This window comes from Rhodococcus jostii NBRC 16295 (genome assembly GCF_001894825.1).
In the GTDB taxonomy this organism is placed as follows: Bacteria; Actinomycetota; Actinomycetes; order Mycobacteriales; family Mycobacteriaceae; genus Rhodococcus_F; species Rhodococcus_F jostii.
In genome coordinates, this window is record NZ_BCWY01000002.1 from 60,171 (window position 1) to 80,740 (window position 20,570).

Consider the following 20,570-nt stretch of genomic DNA (forward strand, 5'->3'; position numbering starts at 1 on the left):
CCGACCGCCGAATCGAGGTGGTCCACGTCACAGTGTGCTCCGTAGTGTCCGTTCCGATCCTCGGCCCGTTGCCGACGAGGGAACCGAACACAGGAGGAACCATGAGAGACGACTTCGCGAGCATCACCGACACGGACCTGCAGAAACTGACGCAGGACGAGGCCGGTGTCCCGGGTGTGGTGGCGATGCTCACCGACCGCGACGGCGTCGTGTATTCGGGTGTGGCGGGGGAGCGGGCGGTCGGCTCGGGTGTGGCGATGACGGCCGACACGGTGTTCGCCGCCTTCTCCACCACGAAGGCCGTGACCGGAACGGCGGCGCTCCAATGCGTGGAAGAGGGCCTGCTCGACCTGGACGCGCCGACCGCCCGGTACCTCCCGGAGATCGGTGAACTTCAGGTTCTCGACGGCTTCGGGAGCGACGGAGAACCGGTGCTGCGCGCGCCGAAGCGTGACATCACCACCCGGATGTTGTTGCTGCACACCGCCGGTTTCGGCTACCCGTTCTTCAGTGAGGAGTACCGGCGCCTCGCCGACGACCACGGCTGGCCCAGCGTCATCACCGGCACGAAGAAGGCCCTGACCACGCCGCTGCTGTTCGATCCCGGCGAGCGGTGGATGTACGGCTCGAACATCGACTGGTGCGGTCTGGTCGTCGAGGCCGTGCGGGGGCAGCGTCTGGGAGAGGTGATGCGCGAGCGCATCTTCGAACCGCTGGGGATGAACGACACCGCCTTCACGCTCACCGGCGACATGCGCGACCGGCTCGCAGTCGTGCATCAGCGCACCGACGACGGCACCCTCGTGCCGTTGCCCGAGATGGTGCTGCCGCAGGATCCGGAGGTCCACATGGGTGGCCACGGGATGTACACCACCGTTCCCGACTACCTGAAGTTCCTCCGGATGTGGTTGCGGGACGGAGAGGCACCCGGCGGCCGACTACTCGCGGCCGCGACCGTCGCAGAGGCGGTGCGCGGCGGCCTGGACGGGCAGGAGGTCACCGCACTGCCCGGCGTGATCCCGGCACTGTCGAACGACGCCGAGTTCTTCCCCGGCCTGCGCAAGAATTGGGCGTACACGTTCATGGTCAACGACGAGCCCGCGCCGACGGGACGCCCGGCCGGTGCTCTCGGCTGGGCGGGTCTGGCGAATCTGTACTACTGGATCGACCGGGAGAACGGCATCGCCGGCTTCTGGGCCACGCAGATCCTGCCCTTCGCCGACGCCGTCTCGTTCGGCGGATACCTCGACTTCGAGACCGCGGTGTACCGCTCACTGGACTAGGACGAACGGGACGCTCGTTGTGTTCGATCGAACGAGCGTCCCGTTCGTTCAGGCGCGGAGGGCTCCCAGCGCGTCGATGCGCTTGATCGCGTCGGCGACGATTCCGTCGATGAGGTCCTTGCACGTGGGCAGGTCGTCGAGCAGTCCCACGACCTGCCCGGAGGCGAGGACGCCGGCGTGGGTATTGCCCTCGACGAGACCGGCTTTGAGTAGCATCGGGGTGTTGGCGGCCATGATGATCTGCTGCCAGGTGCGGTCGCTGGACTTCTTCATGGCGAGGCCGTCCCTGACGAGCGTCGACCACTTCATGCCGGTCATGGCCTTGAACTTGGACGCGTTGCGGGCGGCCGCGACCAGTCCGCGCACGTTGCCGGAGTGCTCGAGGCTGGTCACGAGTTCGGTGTTGAGGACCCGGTGGGGCATGCCGTCGACCTTGCGGGAGACGGTGGTGTCCTGCAGACCCCGGGCGAGGTATTCCTGCTTGACGGAGTCGGGGACGGTGGATTCCTGGGTGAGCAGGAAGCGGGTGCCCATGGCCACCCCGGCGGCGCCGTACGCGAGGGCCGCGGCGAGTCCGCGGCCGTCGTAGAAACCGCCGGCCGCGACCACGGGAATGTCGACGGCGTCGAGCACCGACGGGAGCAGCAGGGTGGTGGCCACCGGGCCGGTGTGCCCGCCGCCCTCGCCGCCCTGGACGATGACGGCGTCGGCGCCCCAGGACGCCACCTTCTTCGCGTGTTTGGCGGCACCGATCGACGGAATGACCACCACCCCGGCGTCTTTCAGCTTCGCGATCAGTTCCTGCTTCGGTGCCAGCGCGAACGAGGCGACGCGCACGTTCTCCCGGATGAGCAGGTCGATGCGTTGCGGGGCGTCGGTGGCGTCGGCGCGGATGTTCACGCCGAACGGCTTGTCGGTGAGCGTCTTGGTCTTGGCGACGGCCGCCTCGAGTTCCTCGTACGTCATCGTCGCCGACGCGAGGATGCCGAGACCGCCCGCGTTGGCCGTGCCGGCGACGAGTCGCGGTCCGGCGACCCAGCCCATCCCGGTCTGGACCACCGGGTGTTCGACACCGACGAGTTCCGTCAAGGCCGTTCGGAGCGTGCTCATTCCGACACCTCCCGGTCCCGCAGGCTGCGGGGATCGAGAACCTCGCGGATCAGCCGCAGTTCTTCGCCCGACGGATCCCGGGTGACCGGAGCGTCGGCCAATCCCGCCACCTCGAACGAGGTGTTCTCCGCGACCTGCTCGGCGGTCACGCCGGGGTGCAGGGACAGCGCCCGGAAGGTGTGCCCGGGTCCGCCGAAGTCGAACACACCGAGGTTGCTCACCACCCGGTGCAGGTGGTGGAAGCGGTACGCGGGGTTCTCCGGATCGATCTGGTCGTAGCCGACGCCCGAGACGATGTCGACCTTGTCGCAGAACACCCGCGACGAGTGCCTGCCCACCCAGTAACTGGTGGCGTGGTTGATCGTGTTGCCCGGTGCGCCGCGGACACCGAACATCTGCCGCGTGGGCTGCTGCAGCGGACCGAAGGCCGAGAGGTTCTGGTTGCCGTGCCGGTCGATCTGGTTGGCGCCCATCACCACATGGCGGCGACCGGAGGCGACGACGTCGAACACCTTCCGGAACGGCATCCAGCCCTCGATCGGGGCCTTCGCGCCGACGGCAGGGGTGTCGGCGAAGATCAGGGCCTCGCCGTCGGTGATCAGCAGGTCGGGTTCGGTGGTCAGTCGCGCGAGCCGGGCGCCGATCAGCGGCAGGGTCGCCATCGGGCTGGCCATGATCTCGCCTGCCCCGGAGAAGATGTCGGCGCACGCGATCGCGCAGTACTCGGCCCGCGTCACCTCGGTGGTCGTCTCGGTCATGCCTGCTGCTCCTCTGCGAACTTCTTCACGGCGGCCTGGTAGTCGTCTTCGCTGCCGGACAGGTAGGTGTCGACGAACTGCTGCCACGTCTCGGGGGTCTTCGCCGCTTCGGCGTAGTGGCGCTGGAACTTCTCGTCGCGGCCGTAGCTGTCGCCGGCGAGGGTGAAGTGGGCGCCGTTCGGGGCCTCCACGACGCCGTCGACCATCATGCGGTTGAGGATGAGATTCTGCAGCGGAACGGTTTTCACCAGTTCCTCCGTCTCCACCACCCGCTCGACGGAGACGAACCGCTTCTCGGCCGCCGCGCAGTACAGGTCGTCGAAGTAAGGGTCGACGCCGGTGTAGGCGGCGTTTCCATTCTTGTCGCCGAGGTTCAGATGCACCAGTGCCGCATCGAGATTCAGTGCCGGCATCGCGATCAGGGTCTCCGACTTGCCGGACGCGTCCGGGTACGGGGAGGTGACGGTGCGCAGTTCGTCGCCCCAGAAGGTCCGGACGTCGGAGCCGAGCCCCGCCCGGATCGGCAGGAACGGCAGCCGGGCGGCGGCGGCCTCGAGGCCGCACTTGACCATGCCCTCGTCCATCTCGCGGACCTCGATCTCGCCGGCGGTGCGGGCTTTCGCGAACCACGGGTCGTAGAACGGGGCCGAATCGAGGGACACGAAGCCGTAGTACGCCTTCTTGACCTTGCCCGCCGAGCACAGCAGCCCCAGGTCGGGGCCGCCGTAGGTCACGACGGTGAGGTCGGTGACATCGGAGCGCAGCAGCGCCCGGATCAACGCCATCGGTTTGCGGCGCGAACCCCAGCCGCCGATGCCGATGGTCATTCCGCTGCGGAGTTCCCCGACAGCGTCGTCGAGCGACATCCTCTTGTCGCGCTTGTTCGCCATGGATGTCAGCCTTTCCTGTTGTTCGAGTTGGAGCGGGGCTTCCCGGTTTCGACGAACTCGTCGCGGTGTTTGTCCGCGACACCGGCGAGGTTGAGTTCGAAGGTGTAGCCCTGTTCGAGGCGGTAACTGGTCTTCACGTCGACGGGGTCGATGCCGTTGATGGCTTCCTTGGCGCAGCGGATCACCCGGGTGTCCTTGGCCGCGATCTTGGCGGCGATGTCGCGGGCGGTGTCGTCGAGTTTCTCCCGCGGCACCACCTCGTACACCGACCCGAAGTGCTGCAACTGCTGGGCCGTGACGTTCTGCGCGGTGTAGTAGAGGGTGCGCATCATGTGCTGCGGGACGAGCCGGGCGAGGTGGGTGGCGGCGCCGAGTGCGCCGCGGTCGACCTCGGGAAGTCCGAAGACGGCATCGTCGGACGCGACGATCACGTCGGCGTTGCCGACGAGGCCGATGCCGCCGCCGACGCAGAAGCCGTTGACCGCGACGACGACGGGGACGGCGCAGTCGTAGACGGCGGCGAACGCGGCGGCGCAGCCCCGGTTGGCGTCGACCAGCGCGCCGTAACCGTCGGTGGCCTGCATTTCCTTGATGTCGACGCCGGCGTTGAACCCGCGCCCTTCGGCTCGCAGGATCACCACGTGGGTGTCCGGATTCCGGCCCGCATCGAGGATGGCGTCGGCCAACTCGAACCAGCCTCGGGACGGGATGGCGTTCACGGGCGGGTAGTCGACGGTGACCGTGGTGATGCCCCCCGGTTCGCTAGCACTCCGAATTCCCACTGTTCTTCTCCCTCGTCATCCGCACGACTTCACGTACCAAGCAATTGCTTGGTAGGGTAGCACGATGGAAACGCGTTTCAATCTGGATGGAGCAGTCGTGCTGGTGACCGGCGGCGTGCGCGGGGTGGGTGCGGGCATCAGTCGCACCTTCCTGCGGGCGGGCGCGACGGTGGTGGCCTGCGCCCGGCGGCCGGGCGACGAGCCGGTCGAGGTGGATGGCCGCGTCGCCGAGTTCCTCCCGTGCGACATCCGCGATCCGGAGCAGGTGCAGGACCTCGTCGACCGGATCGTCGAGCGGCACGGCCGACTCGACGTCCTGGTCAACAACGCCGGCGGCGCACCCTTCGCGCTCGCCGCGGAGGCGAGCCCGAAGTTCCACTCCAAGATCGTCGAGCTGAACCTGCTCGCCCCGCTCCTCGTCTCACAGGTCGCGAACGCGGTGATGCAGGCACAGGACTCGGGCGGCGCGATCGTGAACATCTCCAGCGTCAGCGGCTCACGACCGTCGCCGGGCACCGCCGCGTACGGCGCGGCGAAGGCGGGGGTCGACAGCCTGACCACCAGCCTCGCGGTCGAGTGGGCGCCGAAGGTCCGGGTCAACGCGGTCGTCGTAGGTCTGGTGCAGACGGAACTCGCGCACCTGCACTACGGCGACGACGCCGGGATCGCCGCGGTCGGGGAGACCGTCCCGCTGGGCCGGATGGCGGTCCCCGAGGACGTCGGGAACTGTGCACTCTTTCTCGCGTCCCCGCTCGCGTCCTACGTCAGCGGGTCCACGCTCACCGTCCACGGCGGCGGCGAACGCCCCGCCTTCCTGGCGGCGGCAACAGCATTTACACCAGCTACAGCTACAGCATCGACTTCAGCTACAGCATCGACAAAGGAGAACACATGAGTGGAGTGGTCGACGGTCGCGTCGTCATCGTGACGGGCGCCGGACGCGGAATCGGACGCGCCCACGCGCTGGCCTTCGCCGCCGAGGGCGCAAAGGTCGTGGTCAACGACATCGGCGCAGGTCTCGACGGTTCCGCCACCGGCGAGAGTCCGGCCGAACAGGTGGTCGCGGAGATCTTCGCCGCGGGTGGCGAGGCCGTCGTCAACGGCGACGACGTCGCGGACTGGGCGGGAGCGGAGAATCTGATCAGGACCGCGATCGACACCTACGGGCGCCTCGACGTGCTGGTGAACAACGCCGGGTTCCTGCGCGACCGCATGCTCGTCGGGATGAGCGAGCAGGAGTGGGACGCCGTGGTGCGCGTCCATCTCAAGGGTCACTTCGCGACGCTGCGGCACGCGGCCGCGTACTGGCGGGCCGAGGCGAAGGCGGGCAACCCGGTCGACGCCCGGATCGTCAACACCAGTTCCGGTGCCGGACTGCAGGGGTCGATCGGGCAGGGCAATTACGCCGCCGCGAAGGCCGGGATTGCGGAGATGACCATTCAGGCGGCCGCGGAACTGAAGAACTACGGGGTCACTGTCAACGCGATCGCCCCGGCCGCGCGCACCCGGATGACGGTCGGCGCGGGCGGCGCGATGGCCGAGGCGATGGCCGCGCCCGAGGATGGTTTCGACGCGATGGCGCCGGAGAACATCTCCCCGCTCGTCGTGTGGCTGGGCAGCGTGGAGTCCAAGGACGTCACCGGCCGCGTGTTCGAGGTCGAGGGAGGCAAGATCACCGTCGCCGAAGGATGGCGTCACGGCCCCACCGAGGACAAGGGGGCGCGCTGGGAGCCGAAGGAGATCGGGCCGGTCGTCGCCGACCTCCTCGCCAAGGCCGAACCCCCGGTCCCGGTCTACGGCGCCTGAGTACGTGAGTGGCGAAGTGTGCCGGGGCACGCTTCGCCACTCACGTGCCGGGGCACGCTTCGCCACCTACGTGGAATGGTGTTTGGACACGTTGCTAAACAGGTGTCCAAAAGTTAGTGTGCATGGAGGAAAAGGCTCTCGGCCAAGGAGAATTCGTGAAATTCGGCATTACGTTGTTTACGAGTGACCGCGGGATCGGGCCGGCCTCGGCCGCGAGGGGTGCAGAGGCCAACGGATTCGACTCCTTCTACGTGCCCGAGCACACGCACATTCCGGTGAAACGCGATGCCGCGCATCCGCAGACCGGCGACGCGTCACTGCCCGACGACCGGTACATGCGCACCCTGGACCCGTGGGTGGCGCTGGCGTCGGCGGCGGCGGTCACGGAGCGGATCGAACTGGGCACGTCGGTGGCGCTGCCGGTCGAGCACGACCCGATCACCCTGGCCAAGACGATCGCCTCGCTCGACCACCTCAGCGGCGGACGGGTGATTCTCGGTGTCGGGTACGGGTGGAATCTGGACGAACTGACCGATCACAACGTCCCGCCCGGGCGGCGCCGGACGATGCTGCGGGAGTACCTCGAGGCCATGCGTGCGCTGTGGACGCAGGAGGAGGCGTCGTACGACGGCGAGTTCGTGAGCTTCGGTCCGAGTTGGGCGTGGCCCAAGCCGGTGCGGGTACCCCCGGTGATCGTCGGCGCCGCCGGCAACGACAAGAACTTCCGGTGGATCGTGAAATCGGCCGACGGGTGGATGACCACGCCGATCGAGCAGGACATCGACGACCGGGTCGCGACGTTGCAACGGATGTGGCGCGAGGCGGGCCGGGACGGTGAACCGAGGATCGTCGTGCTCGACGGCAAGCCGGACGTGGACAAGTTGCGGCGGTGGAAGGACCTCGGGGTCACCGAGGTGGTGTACGGAATGCCCGACCGGAGCGAGGAGGAGGTCCTGGCCTACCTGGGGCGCCTCGCCGGAAAACTCGAGGGATTGCGCGAGTCGACCGCGGTGGGGTGAGTGAGTGCGGTTGGATGGGACGAGGACACACTCGAGTAAGAACGTGTTCTAGTATTGCTTGCCAGCTGCTCGAGGAGAGGCCGAAGTCCGTGCGCATCGCGCTCTTGTCGTATCGAAGCAAGCCCCACTGCGGTGGGCAGGGTGTGTACGTACGCCATCTCAGCCGTGAGCTGGTCGAACTCGGCCATCAGGTCGAAGTCTTCTCGGGGCAGCCGTACCCGGACGTCGACCCTCGGGTCACGCTGACGAAGGTCCCCAGCCTCGACCTGTACCGCGAGCCGGATCCGTTCAGAACGCCGCATCCCCGCGAGTTCCGCGACGCCATCGACGTCCTCGAGGTGGCGACCATGTGGACGGCCGGTTTCCCCGAACCGCTCACCTTCAGCCTGCGCGCCGCGCGACTGCTGAAGGAACGCGCCGACGAGTTCGACGTCGTGCACGACAACCAGTGCCTCGGCTACGGGCTGCTGCAACTCCAGAAGGCCGGACTTCCCGTCGTCGCGACCATCCACCACCCGATCACCCGCGACCGCGAACTGGACCTCGCGTCGGCGAAGTGGTGGCGCAAGGTGACGGTCCGGCGCTGGTACGGCTTCCTGCGCATGCAGAAACGGGTGGCGCGTGCCATCCCCGCGCTGCTGACGGTGTCGCAGTCGTCCGCCGACGACATCAGCGCGGCGTTCGACGTTCCGGCCGGGAACCTGCAGACCGTCCCGCTGGGTGTGGACACCGAGGTGTTCCGGCCCCCGGCCGCCGCGCGGGTTCCGGGTCGCATCGTGTGCGTCGCCAGCGCCGACATGCCACTCAAGGGGGTGTCGACGCTCCTCGAGGCGGTCGCGAAGGTGCACACCGAGCGCGCCGTCGAACTGGTGCTGGTCACCAAACTGGCACCCGGCGGAGTGACGGAGAAGCTGATCGAGGAGCTGGCCATCGGCGACGTCGTCCGCACGGTGTCCGGCATCGACGACGGCGAACTGGCCGCGCTGCTGGCGTCGGCCGACGTCGCGTGCGTCCCGTCGCTGTACGAGGGCTTCTCGCTGCCCGCCGTCGAGGCGATGGCGTGTGGCACCCCGCTGGTGGCGAGCCGCGCCGGCGCCATTCCCGAGGTGGTGGGAACGGAGGAGGAGGCGTGCGTGCTGGTGACGCCCGGCGACCCGCAGGAACTCGCCGACGTCCTCGGCGCGCTGCTCGACGATCCGCAGCGCCGTGCCCGGCTCGGCGACGGTGGCCGGCGACGGGTGCTCGAACGCTACAGCTGGGCGGCGGTGGCGGCGAGAACGGCGCAGACGTATGCCGAAGCGATAGCGCAGACTCGTGAAGGAGGCCGACCGTGCTGACCGTGGACTTCGACCGGCTGGGTGTGAAGCCCGGCGACAAGGTCATCGACATCGGGGCGGGCGCCGGACGGCACTCGTTCGAGCTGTATCGACGCGGCGCCGACGTCATCGCCTTCGACCAGAACGCCGACGAACTCGCGGACGTCGAGAAGATGTTCGTGGCGATGGCCGAGGTCGGTGAGGTCCCCGCGGGCGCCTCGGCCCGCGTCGAGGTCGGCGACGCGCTGAACCTGCCGTACGAGGACGCGACGTTCGACGTGGTCCTCATCTCCGAGGTCCTCGAGCACGTGCCCCGCGACGGCCGTGCCATCGCCGAGCTGACCCGCATCCTCAAGCCCGGTGGCGTTGCGGCGGTGACCGTTCCGCGGTGGCTGCCGGAGAAGATCTGCTGGGCGCTGTCCGACGCGTACCACGAGGTGGAGGGTGGCCACGTCCGCATCTACCGCGCCGACGCATTGGCGGAGAAGCTGACCGACGCGGGCCTCGAGGTCCGGGGCCGGGACCACGCTCACGCCCTGCACTCCCCGTACTGGTGGCTCAAGTGCGCGGTGGGGGTGGAGAACAACGACAACCCCCTCGCGAAGGCCTACCACCAGGTTCTGGTGTGGGACATGATGAAAGCCCCCTGGCTCACCCGCACCGCCGAGAAGGTGCTCAACCCCGTGGTCGGCAAGAGCGTCGTGTTCTACCTCGAGAAGCCGAGGGAACCGAGCGTGGTGAAGGCGCCGCGGTGAGAGCCGCCGGCGTCCCGTCGGTACCGGACGTGTTGTCGGAGAGCCAGGTCAGGCAGACGGCACGGTCGATCGCGGCAGCGCAGGAGTCGTCGGGGGCGCTGCCGTGGTTTCCGGGTGGGCACACCGACCCGTGGGATCACGTCGAATCCGCCATGGCGCTCACCGCCGCCGGACTGATCGACGAGGCGGAAGGTGCGTACGCGTGGTCGCGGCGCACGCAGCGGCCGGACGGTTCGTGGCCGATGAAGTTCCGCGACGGCGCCGTGGAGAATCACGATTCCGACAGCAATTTCTGCGCCTACCTCGCGGTGGGGGTGTGGCATCACTACCTGGTCACCGGTGATCGGAATTTCGTCGACGCTCACTGGCCGTCCGTGCAGGGTGGTCTCGACTTCGTCGTCGACATGCAGGCGCCGAGCGGTGAAATCTGGTGGGCCCGAGGGGAGAACGGCCAGGACTGTCCCGAGGCGTTGCTGACCGGCAACTCCAGCATTCATCACAGCCTGCACTGCGGGCTCCTCCTGGCCCGGCTGGTCGACGACCCGCAGCCCGAATGGGAGTTCGCGAAATACACTCTCGGCCACGCGATCCGGCAGCATCCGGAGTCGTTCGCGATCAAGGACGAATACTCCATGGACTGGTACTACCCGATCCTCGGAGGTGCCGTGCGCGGTGAGGTCGCGTCGGACAGGATCACGTCGCGGTGGGACGACTTCGTGGTGGAGGGGCTGGGCATCCGCTGCGTGGACCACCGGCCGTGGGTGACCGGCGCCGAAACGTGCGAGTTGGTGCTGGCACTCGACGCGATCGGGGAGCGTTCGCGCGCGCTCGCGCAATTTGCCGCGATGCAGCACCTGCGGGATCCGGACGGCTCGTACTGGACCGGGCTCGTCTACAGCGACGGCAAACGGTGGCCGGTCGAGCAGACCACGTGGACGGGCGGCGCGATGATCCTCGCCGCGGACGCGTTGTCCCGCACCACGCCCGGACACGGAATCTTCCGGGACGCGGCGCTGCCGGTGGGACTACCGATCGGGCTCGACCGCTGCGGCGACTACTGTCACGCCAGCGGTTCGCCCGTCTGACCGCCGACCCTTTCGAGAACACGCAGGGACCCGGTGACGGATGTCTCCTTGAACTGTCCTGTCGCCAGGGCACGTTCGTAGATCTCGAACGGTGGGCGCCCGCCGTCGGCCGGGTCCGGGAACACGTCGTGGATCACCAGGGCGCCGCCGACGTTCACCCACGGTGCCCACCCGTCGAGGTCCGCGGATGCCGCCTCCGATGTGTGTCCGCCGTCGATGAACACGAAGTTCACGGGGGTGCGCCAGAAAGTTGCGACCGTCGACGACCGGCCGAGCACCCCCACGACATACTCCTCGAGCCCGGAGTCGGCCATCGTGTGCCGGAATCGGCCGACCGTGTCGAGCAGCCCCGTGTGCGGATCGACGAACGCCGGTTCGTGATACTCCCAGCCGGGTTGATGTTCCTCGGAGCCGTGATGGTGATCGATGGTGACGATGCGGGCGCCCCGCGCCTTCGCTGCCGCCCCGAGGTAGATCGTCGAGCGGCCGCAGTACGTGCCGATTTCGACGCCCACACCACCGTGGGTCAGGTATTGCATCGCGGCCTCGTGCAGGGCCGTTCCCTCGTCCTCCGGCATGAACCCGGGGGTCGAATCGGCGAGTCGGAGAAGCTCGGCTGTCAGGTGTGGGTTACTCATGTGGCCTCTGCGTCCGGGGCGGCCGCTCTGGCCGCCTTCTTCCGCTTGTGTAGTACTCCGCCGATCATCGAGTCGAGTTTCGTTCCCAACGGCCAGCCCACGTAGTGACAGAGGAAGAGTGCGATCTCCCGCAGTTGGTCCTCGTCGAGTTCCTCGTTGTGCAGGGCCGCGCCCACCTGGATCTCGGCGACGTCGACGAGCCCCTGTGCGGTGAGCGCGCCGAGGAGGAGAAGCCGGCGGTCGCGGATGCTCAGTCCGGGTCGCGACCAGATGTCGGCGAACAGGTGGTCGGCGGTGACGGCGAAATGCGCGCCGGGCCCGTCCTGCATCTCGAATCCGTAGACCTTCTCCATCATCGCCAGTCCACGGGTGCGGGTGTCGTCGGTCATGGCTGCTCCTCCTCGTCCACGGTGCTGTCGACGCCGAGCCCCGGACCGAGGCGTGCGAGCGCCAGATGCGCGAGCGGCAGCGCGACGTCGAGTCGCTCGCCGAGTCCGATCGCCAGCGACAGGTCCTTCTCCCCGAGGTCCCGGACATGGGACATGATCGGGTACCAGTTGTCGTTCTCGTCGAGAGGCGCGGTGGTGTCGCGGAGCATGATCGCTCCGGCGCCGCCGGTGATCGCGTCGGTGTGCCGGACCACCTTTCCGAGATCGGTGATGTCGAGACCGGCAGCCTCGGCCAGCCGCTGCGCCTCGGCAGCGGCCGTGAACGAGACGAAGTGCAACAGGTTGCGGGCCAGCTTCATCCGCGTTCCCGCGCCCACCTCGCCGGCGTGCACGACGAGTTCGGCCCAGTGCCCGAACGGCTCCCGGACCTTCTCGAACGCGTCGTCGCTCGCCCCGACCATCACCGCGAGCTTTCCCTTGTGCGCGCCGGGTGCGCCGCCGCTGACGGGCGCGTCGATCAGGTCGACGCCGTGCGCCCGGCACCGCTCGGCGAGTTCGACGGCGGTGACGTCGCTGATGGTGGAGTGCACCGCCACGACGGTGCCCGGCCGCGCGGTGTCGAGGATCTGGGTGACCACCGCGCGCACCTGTTCGTCGTTCAGCACGGTCACCGAGATGACGTCCGCGTTCTCCGCCACCTCCCGCGGACTCGACGTCACCCTCGCGCCCGCCTTGCCGAACGGTTCCAGCGCCTCCGGCCGGGTGTCGCACACGATGAGCCCGCCCGGCCGGTCGAGCAGCCGCTTCGCCATGGGCGCACCCATGTTGCCGAGGCCTATGTAGCCGACGGACACCTGCTCGGTCGTGGTCATGACCGAAAAATCTGTCCGCCGTCGACGTTGAAGATCTGCCCGGTGATCCAGCTCGCCTCGTCGGAGAGGAGGAACAGGCAGGCGCCGACGAGGTCGTCGGGGGTGCCCATCCGTTTGAGCGGCAACGTCTTGACCATGGCTGCCACCATATTTCCCGGCGTGACGGTGCGGGTGGCTTCGGTGTCGATCGGTCCGGGCGCGATCGCGTTGACGCGGATGTTCATGCCGCCCACTTCGTGGGCCAACTGCTGGGTGAGGCCGTTGATCCCGACCTTCGCGAGGCCGTAGAAGCCGGAATACAGCCAGGCGGCCGTGGACGACTGGTTGACGATCGAGCCGCCGCCGCGCTCGTTCATGTGCGGCCACACCGCCCGGGTCACGTTGAGGGCGCCGTCGAAGTTCACGGCCATGAACTTCTTGTAGTAGTCCCACGGCACTGTGATGAGGAGGTCGAGTTTCATTCCACCGTAGATAGCGGCGTTGTTCACGAGATGATCTATGCCGCCGAACTTCTCGACCGTGAACGCGGCGAGTTGCTTCGCCGATTCCTCGTCGGCCACGTCGACGTCCTTGAACACGGCCGTCCCGCCGTCGGCGCTGATCTGCTTGGCGACGGTCTCGCCGAGTTCCGCGTTGAGATCGGCCACCACGACGTTGGCGCCTTCGCGGGCGAGCGCCCGCGCGTAGCCCTCGCCGATTCCCTGTGCCGCACCGGTGACGATGGCGGTCTTACCGTCGAAACGTCCCATATCGATCGACTCCCTGCATTGTCGGGCCGGCTCGCCGGCGTATTGTCGGGCCGGCTCGCCGGCGTGTTATCGGGCCGGTTCCGCGACCAGCTTGGTCTCCAGGTATTCCTCGAAACCGGCCACACCCATCTCGCGGCCGATTCCGGACTGCTTGTATCCGCCGAACGGGGCGTCGGCCGAGTACCAGACGCCGCCGTTGACGCTGAGCGTGCCGGTGCGCACTCCGTCGACGACCCGCTCGATGCGGGCGGGATCGGTGCCCCACACCGACCCGGACAGACCGTACGGCGAGTCGTTGGCGATGCGGATCGCGTCCTCGTCGCCGTCGTGCGGAATGATCACCAGCACGGGCCCGAAGATCTCTTCGCGCGCCACCCGGGAGTTGTTGTCGAGCCCGGAGATCAGAGTGGGTTCGACGAAGAATCCGCGGTCCCGATCGGCGGGGCGTCCGCCGCCGATCACGATCGTGCCGCCCTCTTCCCGGGCGAGGCGTAGGTACTCCTCGACGCGGGCCCGTTGCCGCTCGGAAATGAGTGGCCCGCAGATGGTGCCGGGTTTCGTCGGGTCTCCCGCCTTCAATCCGCCGAGGGTCCGGGCCGTGGCCTCGACCGCCTCGTCGTACTTCTCCCGGGGTACGAGCAGTCGGGTGGTGATGGCGCACCCCTGCCCCGCATGGGTGGAGACGGTGAACGCGGCGACCCCGCAGGCACCGGCGAGGTCGGCGTCGTCGAGCACGATGAACGCCGATTTGCCGCCGAGTTCGAGGAACACCTTCTTCAGCGATTCGGACGCCGCCGCCATGACGGCCTTGCCGGTGGCGGTCGACCCGGTGAACGACACCAGGTCCACGCGGGGATCCGTGGACAGTTGCGCGCCGAGGGAGTGGTCGCTGGACGTGACGATGTTGACGACACCGGCGGGGATGTCGGTCTCCTCGGCGATCAACTGCCCGATCAGGGCGGCGCACCAGGGAGTGTCGGGTGCGGGCTTGAGGACCACCGTGTTGCCGGCCGCCAGGGCGGGGCCGATCTTGGCGAAGTTGATCTGGTGCGGGAAGTTCCACGGCGTGATGGCGCCGACCACGCCGACGGCTTCCCTGAGGACACGTCGTCGGGTTCTGATGCCCATCGGTTCGGCGATGCCCAGATCCTGTTCCCAGGAATAGTTTTCGGCGAGGTCCGCGAAGTAGCCGAGATCGGCCACCGGGCCTTCGAGTTGCGGTCCGCGGGTGAGGAAGGCGGGGGCGCCGACCTCGGCGATGGTGATGTCGCGCAGTTCCTCGATGTGCGACTGCAGCACGTCGCGCAGTTGTCGAAGGCACTGGGCCCGGAAGGCGTGGTCGCGGGACCACGTGGTGTCGTCGAAGGCCTGCCGTGCCGCGGCGATCGCGGCGTCCATGTCGGCGGCGGTGGCGTCGGCGGCCCGTCCCAGCACCTCCTCGGTGGCCGGGTTGATCACGTCGAACGTGCCGCCGGAACCGGGAATCAGTTTGCCGTCGATCAGGAGAGCAGAGCTGTCGGTGGGGCGCAGAGTCATGGAGTTTCGCTTCCGAATCGGGTGAGTGTCACAGCGATCTCTGAAAACTGGACATGTGTCTGGACTATAGTTTGAACAACTGGATGCCGCAATGACGAGTTGCCCGGAGGTGCGATGACTTCACGCGAGGAGAAGCGGCTGGACGGTCGAGGGGCCGTCGTCACCGGCTCGAGCAGGGGAATAGGCCGCGCCGTGGCGCACGCGCTCGCCGCGGAGGGCGCCGGTGTCGTCGTCAACGGTCGTGACCTGGCTGCGGCCGAAACGGTGGCCGACGAGATCGTGCTCGCCGGTGGCCGGGCGATCGCAGTCGGTGGATCGGCCGCAGCCGACGGCGTCGCCGAGGCGCTGGTCGACGCCGCGGAATGCGCATTCGGCGACGTGGACGTCCTGGTCAACTGCGCCGGCGTCGCGGAGCCCGCCGGATCGTCCATCCTCACCGTCACCGACGAACAGTGGCGTGAACTCCTCGACGCCCACCTGACGGCGACCTTCCGCACGTGCCGGGCCGTCGCGCCGTTGATGGCCGAGCGGGGGAGCGGAGCGATCGTCAACACGAGTTCGTTCGCGTTCCTCGGCGATTACGGCGGCACCGGGTATCCGGCAGGCAAGGGGGCGGTCAACAGCGTCACCCTGGCCATCGCGGCCGAACTGGCCGAATCCGGCGTCCGCGCCAACGTCGTGTGTCCCGGCGCGAAGACGCGGCTGTCGGTCGGGGCGGAGTACGAGCGGCACATCGAGGAATTGCACCGGCGGGGGATGCTCGACGACGCAACACGGTACGGTTCGTTGCATCCCGCGCCCGCCGAGTACGTCGCCCGGCTCTACGTGTTCCTGGCCAGCGACCTCGCCGCGGGCATCACCGGTGGAATCTTCGCCGGATCAGGATGTTTCGTCGGCAGATTCGACCGTCCGGCTCCGACGGTGCTGGCCTACCGCGATCACGAGACCGAGCCGCCGTGGTCGCTCGACGAGCTGGCGGAGTTGGTGGGGCCGGCTCGCTGCGATCGGTGATCGAAGTGACATATTGACCTGAAGGGCATTGTATTGAAAACAGAGCCCCTGTAATCTGGTGGTATGTCGACGGCCGAGAATGACGCCGCGGCGCCGGGTACGCCACCCACGCGCACCTATCGATCCCCGCGGCGACGGTTGCAGGCGGCCCAGACCCGGGCCGCCATACTGCAGGCCGCCCACGAATTGTTCGCCGCGCACGGCTGGGTGGGTACCAGCATGCGGGACATTGCGCGTACGGCGGATGTATCCGTCGAAACCGTCTATGCCACGGTCGGATCCAAGGTCGCGGTGCTGAAGAGTGCCGTGGACGTGGCGGTCGCCGGCGACGACGAACCCGTGGCGCTGGCCGACCGGCCCGAATTCGCGGCTCTCGGAGCCGGACTCACGCTCGCCGATCGAGCACGGGCCGCGGCGCGCCTGGTGGGCGCCATCAATCAACGCGCGTGCCTGCTCGACGCTGCACTACGTCAGGGTGCGGCAGTCGAGGACGATCTGGGCGAGCGGCTCGCCGAATTCGAGCGCGGTCGTCGAGAGGGGACCGCCGCCGGTGGCCGGCTGATTGCGGGCCGCCGACTCCGCACCACCGAATTCGACGAGCTGTGGATGCTCACGAGCATCGCGGTGTATGGCCTACTCGTCCGCGACTCCGGGTGGAGCCGGGGCCGGTACGAGATCTGGCTCGCCGACCGCATCGAAGAACTGTTTTCACGCCCGGCGTGATGCGCCGAGCGTCGCCGAAAGTCAGAAGCCATGAAGACCGATTCCCCCGCACCCGCCGATGTCCGGATCAACGGCATCGTGCACGACGCGTTGCGGCGCGACCTCACCCGCACGATGACGGCTCTGGGGTCCCCGCAGCCACCGAACGATGCCCGGCGGGTGGCGATCGCCGACCACCTCGTGTGGATGACCGGGTTCCTCCACATGCACCACGGCGCCGAGGACGAGCTGTGGCCGCTGATACGGCAGCGGAACCAGGACGCCGGCGTTCTCCTCGACCGGATGGCGGCCGATCATGCACGCATCTCACCGGCGATCGACCGCGTCGCCGCAGCCGCGACGAACTACCGCGTGAACGCCTCACCAGAGGCGCTGGAGGCGCTGGCGTCGTCGGTCGTGGCGCTCGAGGTGGAACTGCTCCCGCACCTGCGCCGCGAGGAGGACGAGATGATGCCGATCGTCGCGCGCAGTCTCACCCGCGCCGAGTGGGAGGAGTGGGACCGGGCGACGAACATCGCACCGAAGTCCAGGCACGAACTCGCGCTGGAAGGTCACTGGCTCATCGACAACGTGAATCAGGAACGGTACGACGTCGTCGTCCACCTGGTGCCCGCAGCCCTGCGCTTCGTCCTGCTGCACGCATACGCACGTCCGTATCGGCGCGCGTGTGCCACGCGGTGGGGACCGGACGTCGATGTCGCGCCGCACACGAAGCGCAGGCGAGCGACGGCCGCCCGGCGGGCGGGGCGTTCGTTCCGCACAGAGGGAGCGGTGAGCCTCCACATCGATGCCGCGCCGCGCGTTCTGTACGACATCATCGCCGACGTCACCCGCACCGGCGAGCGCAGCCCGGAATGCCATACCTGCACCTGGCTGCCCGGACCGCCGCCCGGGACGGTGGGTGCGCGGTTCCGCGGTCACAACAAGGCCCGACACCTGCGCTGGTCCCGGGGCTGCGAGGTCGTCGCGGCCGTTCCCGGCGCCGAGTTCGCGTTTCGCACGGTCCCCGAGCGCGTCGACCCGACCCGACGCGACTCCACCACCTGGTCGTACACGCTCACGCCCGAGAGGCGAGGAACCTTGGTCACGCACTCCTACCGGATCACCGCGCTCCCCGCCCGCCCGCTGTTGTGGCTCTACTGCCGGATCATGCCGCAGCACACGGACATGCGGCCACAGATGCTGCAGAACCTCGAGGCCCTGCGACGAGAGGCCGCACTCGGATTCGTTGGTGGCGGGAGTTCTGGGCACCGCGGCCGGGTTACTGTTTCGCCTCGGCCACACCGCTTTTCGACGTGATCGTGCCGGAATCATCCGGTCGCGGGCTTCGGGGACGCGTGGCGGGGACATCCCACTCGACGATGGTTCCCGCCCCCGACTCGGTGCGGATGGAGGCGCTGCCGCCGAGCTCTTCAGCTCTGTGACGGATGTTCGCCAGTCCTCGCCCACGTCGGGCACCGGGCGAAATCCCCGTACCGTTGTCGGTTACCCGCATCGCGAGGTGGTGGCCGGAGGCGGTGACCTGGACGTGGCACGTGGTGGCGTGGGCGTGGCGGGCGATGTTGCTGAGTGCCTCGGTGAGCGCAGCCTCCAGCGCGGCGCCGGCGACTTCCCGCGTAAAGGTGTCGGCGGGCCCTTCGATCGACACGTCGGGGGTGAAGCCCAGGGCAGCGGTGCTGCGCTCGACGATCTCGCCCACCGCACCGCTCAACGACGACACTGTCGCCTTCAGGTCGCGGTCGTCTTCGTCGTGGTGGCTGAGGTCGAAGATGACGGCTCGCAGGCCACGGACGATGCTGTCGGTTTCGTCGATCAGCGGGTCCAGTTCAGCGGCTTGTCGAGGGTGTCGCCGTGCCAGCGACGTCAACGCCAGCCCCAACCCGAATACCCGCTGAATCGTCAGATCGTGGAGATCGGTCGCCACTCGGGTTTGCTCCTCGTGACGCGTCCGCTCCCGAGCGGCGCGGACGAGTTGATCACTTTGGGCGAGCAAGCTGACGCGCATCCTGTTGACGGCATCGGCGATGACGGCCACCTCCCGGGGTCCGTGGCCGCCTATCGGCCGGGTGTATTCACCATCTGCGACCGCGGTGATGTCCGTGAGTAGATTCGTGATCGGCCTGGTCAGCATGCGCTGCGTCAAGTATCCGGCGACGAGAACGGTCACGACCGCCAGCATCAGCGCGACAGCGGTGGCGATGTTCGCCGTTCGCTGCGCGGAGTGGATCTTCTGGATCTGTGCAGCCACGAGTTCGTCCGTGCGGGTGTCCAGGGCATCGAGGCGATTCCGCAGGGTGTCGAAGAGTTGCTTGTCCGACGTCGTCACGGCAGCGCCTGGGTCCGGCGGTACGGGCCCGGCCCGGAAGGCGGCGATCTCGGGTTCTGCCGCCTGCGCCGTCCAGTCCCGTGCCGCCTGCTTCACTGCCTCCAGCGCCGCCCGGGCGGGGCCGTCGTCGGCGAGGTCGGCATCGAGGGCGGCCAGCAACTTCGTGGCCTCGCCGCGGCCCGCATCGTAGGGCTCGAGGAACCGGGGGTCGCCAGTCACCACGAAACCGCGCTGCCCCGTTTCTTGATCGACGAATGCCGTACGCAACATCGCCACAGACTGCTGGGCGGGCATCGCATCCTGCGCCAGTTCGTCGACGGCATCACGCACCCCGTTCCGGCCGTAGACCGAGAACACGACCGACACCGCGAACAGCGACACCAGAATGGTGATTGCCAACCACAACAACGCACGCAGCGATATCCGCGTGGTCTTTCCGCCCGACTGTGTCATACCGAACCTCGAATTACTGCGCTTCATCGACCGGGACGAACAACTGCCGCTTTACACCTTATTGCGCCACCGTCGCGACGGAGCGCACCTTTCCCTTACCTCGATCTGCGGGGTCCGATTCCCGGCGAGATGTCCCGGAATGAGTAGATCGACGTCCCGTAGGGATACGTTATCCGCACTCACTGCCGCTACTGTGGAATGCGTCACAACGAGAGAACGCGGCGCCTGATCGGCAGAACCCGCGCCCCGCCGCACGCGGGGCGACGACGCATATGAACCACGTCGAAAATAACACGAGCGCACAGATTCTCGGGAATCCCATCGCTACGGCGGCGGAGAAGGGACTCGTGCGGTCGATGGGTGAGGCGCGGTCCGACGAAAACAGACACAGCGGCCCGCGCACAGCCGAGCGCTCTGTGTCGACATTACGCACAGAGAGTATTCATGTTGTTCTACGCCAGAAATTTTCGACAGTGTCGTCCCGGTGAATGCGCGGGCGACGGACGATGTCGGGCAGCGATAACTCGACGATCTGGCCGGCGACGCACGGCGATGATCGGCGGACGACCAGCCCGATGGGGGCCGTGGATCGATGTGGTGGTCCGCTGGGGGAGGCGGAGGTGGGCGTCGACAGGGCCGAACAGGGACAGGCGACGGTCGGACCCCAACAACGCGCTCGGGTATCTGGAGCAGCTTCCGGCGCTGCGGTTGCTCGAGCGGCTTCCGGTTCCCGCCCTCGCCGTCGACGAAGACGGCGTGATCGTGCATGCCAACCCGGCGCTCGAGCGGATGCTGGGATACGCCGAGAACTGGCTTGCCGGGTGTTCGGTCGCCGACGTGGTCGATCCGGAGACGTCTCCGAACGGACCCGCGGCGGTGGCGCAGTTGCGGGACTGTGCGGGAAAGGTCATCGAACTCGCCCATTGGGACGGTTTCGTCGTGCGTGCCGCGGTGAGCAGGTCGGTACTGCGCCGGGAGGATGATCCTGTCACCTTCGTGTGCTTCCAGGACGTCACCGAGCAGTTGTGGGGCGGTGGGCGGGCGCCCGAATTCGAATGATGCAATTCCT

The 20,570-nt window shown here is 68.0% G+C and carries 21 protein-coding genes; 11 read left to right on the forward strand and 10 right to left on the reverse strand.

Features of this window, described 5'->3' with window-relative positions; genetic code table 11:
- Nucleotides 1-101 precede the first annotated feature (101 nt).
- Nucleotides 102-1,283, forward strand: a complete 1,182-nt coding sequence (gene acmB, locus RJ1_RS01760) for a methyl acetate hydrolase AcmB (RefSeq protein ID WP_073358352.1) — start codon at nucleotides 102-104, stop codon at nucleotides 1,281-1,283.
- A 48-nt stretch (nucleotides 1,284-1,331) separates the two neighbouring features.
- On the opposite strand, the gene ipdC is transcribed toward acmB, so the two are convergent.
- From ipdC to echA20, 4 genes are read right to left on the reverse strand one after another with little or no spacing between them, the layout of a single operon-like run.
- On the reverse strand, nucleotides 1,332-2,393 hold the full coding sequence (ipdC, locus tag RJ1_RS01765; protein WP_073358177.1) for a (3aS,4S,5R,7aS)-5-hydroxy-7a-methyl-1-oxo-octahydro-1H-indene-4-carboxyl-CoA dehydrogenase: 1,062 nt from the start codon (nucleotides 2,391-2,393) through the stop codon (nucleotides 1,332-1,334).
- On the reverse strand, nucleotides 2,390-3,151 hold the full coding sequence (ipdB, locus tag RJ1_RS01770) for a cholesterol ring-cleaving hydrolase subunit IpdB (RefSeq protein ID WP_073358178.1): 762 nt from the start codon (nucleotides 3,149-3,151) through the stop codon (nucleotides 2,390-2,392). The genes ipdC and ipdB overlap by 4 nt, the downstream gene beginning before the upstream one ends.
- Nucleotides 3,148-4,041, reverse strand: coding sequence for a cholesterol ring-cleaving hydrolase subunit IpdA (gene ipdA / locus RJ1_RS01775; protein ID WP_073358179.1), 894 nt, complete (start codon nucleotides 4,039-4,041; stop codon nucleotides 3,148-3,150). The genes ipdB and ipdA overlap by 4 nt, the downstream gene beginning before the upstream one ends.
- 5 nt (nucleotides 4,042-4,046) lie before the next feature.
- A complete protein-coding gene (echA20, locus tag RJ1_RS01780) occupies nucleotides 4,047-4,823 on the reverse strand; it encodes a (7aS)-7a-methyl-1,5-dioxo-2,3,5,6,7,7a-hexahydro-1H-indene-carboxyl-CoA hydrolase (RefSeq protein ID WP_073358180.1) in 777 nt (258 codons plus the stop codon).
- A gap of 64 nt (nucleotides 4,824-4,887) precedes the next feature.
- Here echA20 and RJ1_RS01785 point away from each other — a divergent pair, with 64 nt between their 5' ends.
- The 6 genes from RJ1_RS01785 (at nucleotide 4,888) to RJ1_RS01810 (ending at nucleotide 10,804) form a co-directional block, all read left to right on the forward strand.
- Nucleotides 4,888-5,718 (forward strand): SDR family oxidoreductase, encoded by an 831-nt coding sequence (locus RJ1_RS01785; RefSeq protein WP_073358181.1) that lies wholly within the window; start codon nucleotides 4,888-4,890, stop codon nucleotides 5,716-5,718.
- On the forward strand, nucleotides 5,715-6,629 hold the full coding sequence (locus RJ1_RS01790; RefSeq protein WP_073358182.1) for an SDR family oxidoreductase: 915 nt from the start codon (nucleotides 5,715-5,717) through the stop codon (nucleotides 6,627-6,629). The genes RJ1_RS01785 and RJ1_RS01790 overlap by 4 nt, the downstream gene beginning before the upstream one ends.
- Before the next feature lie 122 nt (nucleotides 6,630-6,751).
- Nucleotides 6,752-7,648: an LLM class F420-dependent oxidoreductase gene (locus RJ1_RS01795; RefSeq protein ID WP_378382390.1), complete on the forward strand. Its 897-nt coding sequence runs from the start codon at nucleotides 6,752-6,754 to the stop codon at nucleotides 7,646-7,648.
- Between the two features lie 89 nt (nucleotides 7,649-7,737).
- Nucleotides 7,738-8,985, forward strand: coding sequence for a glycosyltransferase family 4 protein (locus RJ1_RS01800; RefSeq protein WP_073358183.1), 1,248 nt, complete (start codon nucleotides 7,738-7,740; stop codon nucleotides 8,983-8,985).
- Entirely contained in the window at nucleotides 8,979-9,719 is a 741-nt protein-coding gene (locus RJ1_RS01805; RefSeq protein WP_073358184.1) for a class I SAM-dependent methyltransferase, read from the forward strand. The genes RJ1_RS01800 and RJ1_RS01805 overlap by 7 nt, the downstream gene beginning before the upstream one ends.
- Entirely contained in the window at nucleotides 9,716-10,804 is a 1,089-nt protein-coding gene (locus tag RJ1_RS01810; RefSeq protein ID WP_073358185.1) for a prenyltransferase, read from the forward strand. The genes RJ1_RS01805 and RJ1_RS01810 overlap by 4 nt, the downstream gene beginning before the upstream one ends.
- Here the strand turns inward: RJ1_RS01810 and RJ1_RS01815 are convergent.
- The 5 genes from RJ1_RS01815 to RJ1_RS01835 all read right to left on the reverse strand — a co-directional run bounded on the left by RJ1_RS01815 (nucleotide 10,780) and on the right by RJ1_RS01835 (nucleotide 14,988).
- A complete protein-coding gene (locus RJ1_RS01815; protein WP_073358186.1) occupies nucleotides 10,780-11,442 on the reverse strand; it encodes a class I SAM-dependent methyltransferase in 663 nt (220 codons plus the stop codon). The genes RJ1_RS01810 and RJ1_RS01815 overlap by 25 nt on opposite strands.
- A complete protein-coding gene (locus RJ1_RS01820; protein WP_005244588.1) occupies nucleotides 11,439-11,831 on the reverse strand; it encodes a carboxymuconolactone decarboxylase family protein in 393 nt (130 codons plus the stop codon). The genes RJ1_RS01815 and RJ1_RS01820 overlap by 4 nt, the downstream gene beginning before the upstream one ends.
- On the reverse strand, nucleotides 11,828-12,703 hold the full coding sequence (locus RJ1_RS01825; protein WP_073358187.1) for an NAD(P)-dependent oxidoreductase: 876 nt from the start codon (nucleotides 12,701-12,703) through the stop codon (nucleotides 11,828-11,830). The genes RJ1_RS01820 and RJ1_RS01825 overlap by 4 nt, the downstream gene beginning before the upstream one ends.
- The gene (locus RJ1_RS01830; protein ID WP_073358188.1) at nucleotides 12,700-13,452 is read right to left on the reverse strand and encodes an SDR family oxidoreductase; all 753 of its coding nucleotides are present in this window, start codon (nucleotides 13,450-13,452) and stop codon (nucleotides 12,700-12,702) included. Before RJ1_RS01830 ends, RJ1_RS01825 begins: the two co-directional genes overlap by 4 nt.
- Nucleotides 13,453-13,518: 66 nt before the next feature.
- Entirely contained in the window at nucleotides 13,519-14,988 is a 1,470-nt protein-coding gene (locus RJ1_RS01835; protein WP_073358189.1) for an aldehyde dehydrogenase, read from the reverse strand.
- A gap of 114 nt (nucleotides 14,989-15,102) precedes the next feature.
- Between RJ1_RS01835 and RJ1_RS01840 the strand changes: the two genes are divergently transcribed.
- The 3 genes from RJ1_RS01840 to RJ1_RS01850 all read left to right on the forward strand — a co-directional run bounded on the left by RJ1_RS01840 (nucleotide 15,103) and on the right by RJ1_RS01850 (nucleotide 18,021).
- Nucleotides 15,103-15,999: an SDR family NAD(P)-dependent oxidoreductase gene (locus RJ1_RS01840; RefSeq protein WP_073358190.1), complete on the forward strand. Its 897-nt coding sequence runs from the start codon at nucleotides 15,103-15,105 to the stop codon at nucleotides 15,997-15,999.
- Nucleotides 16,000-16,062: 63 nt separating this feature from the next.
- On the forward strand, nucleotides 16,063-16,722 hold the full coding sequence (locus RJ1_RS01845; protein WP_073358191.1) for a TetR/AcrR family transcriptional regulator: 660 nt from the start codon (nucleotides 16,063-16,065) through the stop codon (nucleotides 16,720-16,722).
- Between the two features lie 30 nt (nucleotides 16,723-16,752).
- Entirely contained in the window at nucleotides 16,753-18,021 is a 1,269-nt protein-coding gene (locus tag RJ1_RS01850; protein WP_073358192.1) for a hemerythrin domain-containing protein, read from the forward strand.
- On the opposite strand, the gene RJ1_RS01855 is transcribed toward RJ1_RS01850, so the two are convergent.
- Nucleotides 17,984-19,501, reverse strand: a complete 1,518-nt coding sequence (locus tag RJ1_RS01855) for a sensor histidine kinase (protein WP_073358193.1) — start codon at nucleotides 19,499-19,501, stop codon at nucleotides 17,984-17,986. The two genes, RJ1_RS01850 and RJ1_RS01855, sit on opposite strands and share 38 nt — an antisense overlap.
- Before the next feature lie 594 nt (nucleotides 19,502-20,095).
- Between RJ1_RS01855 and RJ1_RS01860 the strand changes: the two genes are divergently transcribed.
- Nucleotides 20,096-20,560 carry a PAS domain S-box protein gene (locus tag RJ1_RS01860; RefSeq protein WP_240319789.1) on the forward strand — a complete coding sequence of 155 codons (465 nt, stop codon included), beginning with the start codon at nucleotides 20,096-20,098 and terminating at the stop codon, nucleotides 20,558-20,560.
- Nucleotides 20,561-20,570 lie beyond the last annotated feature (10 nt).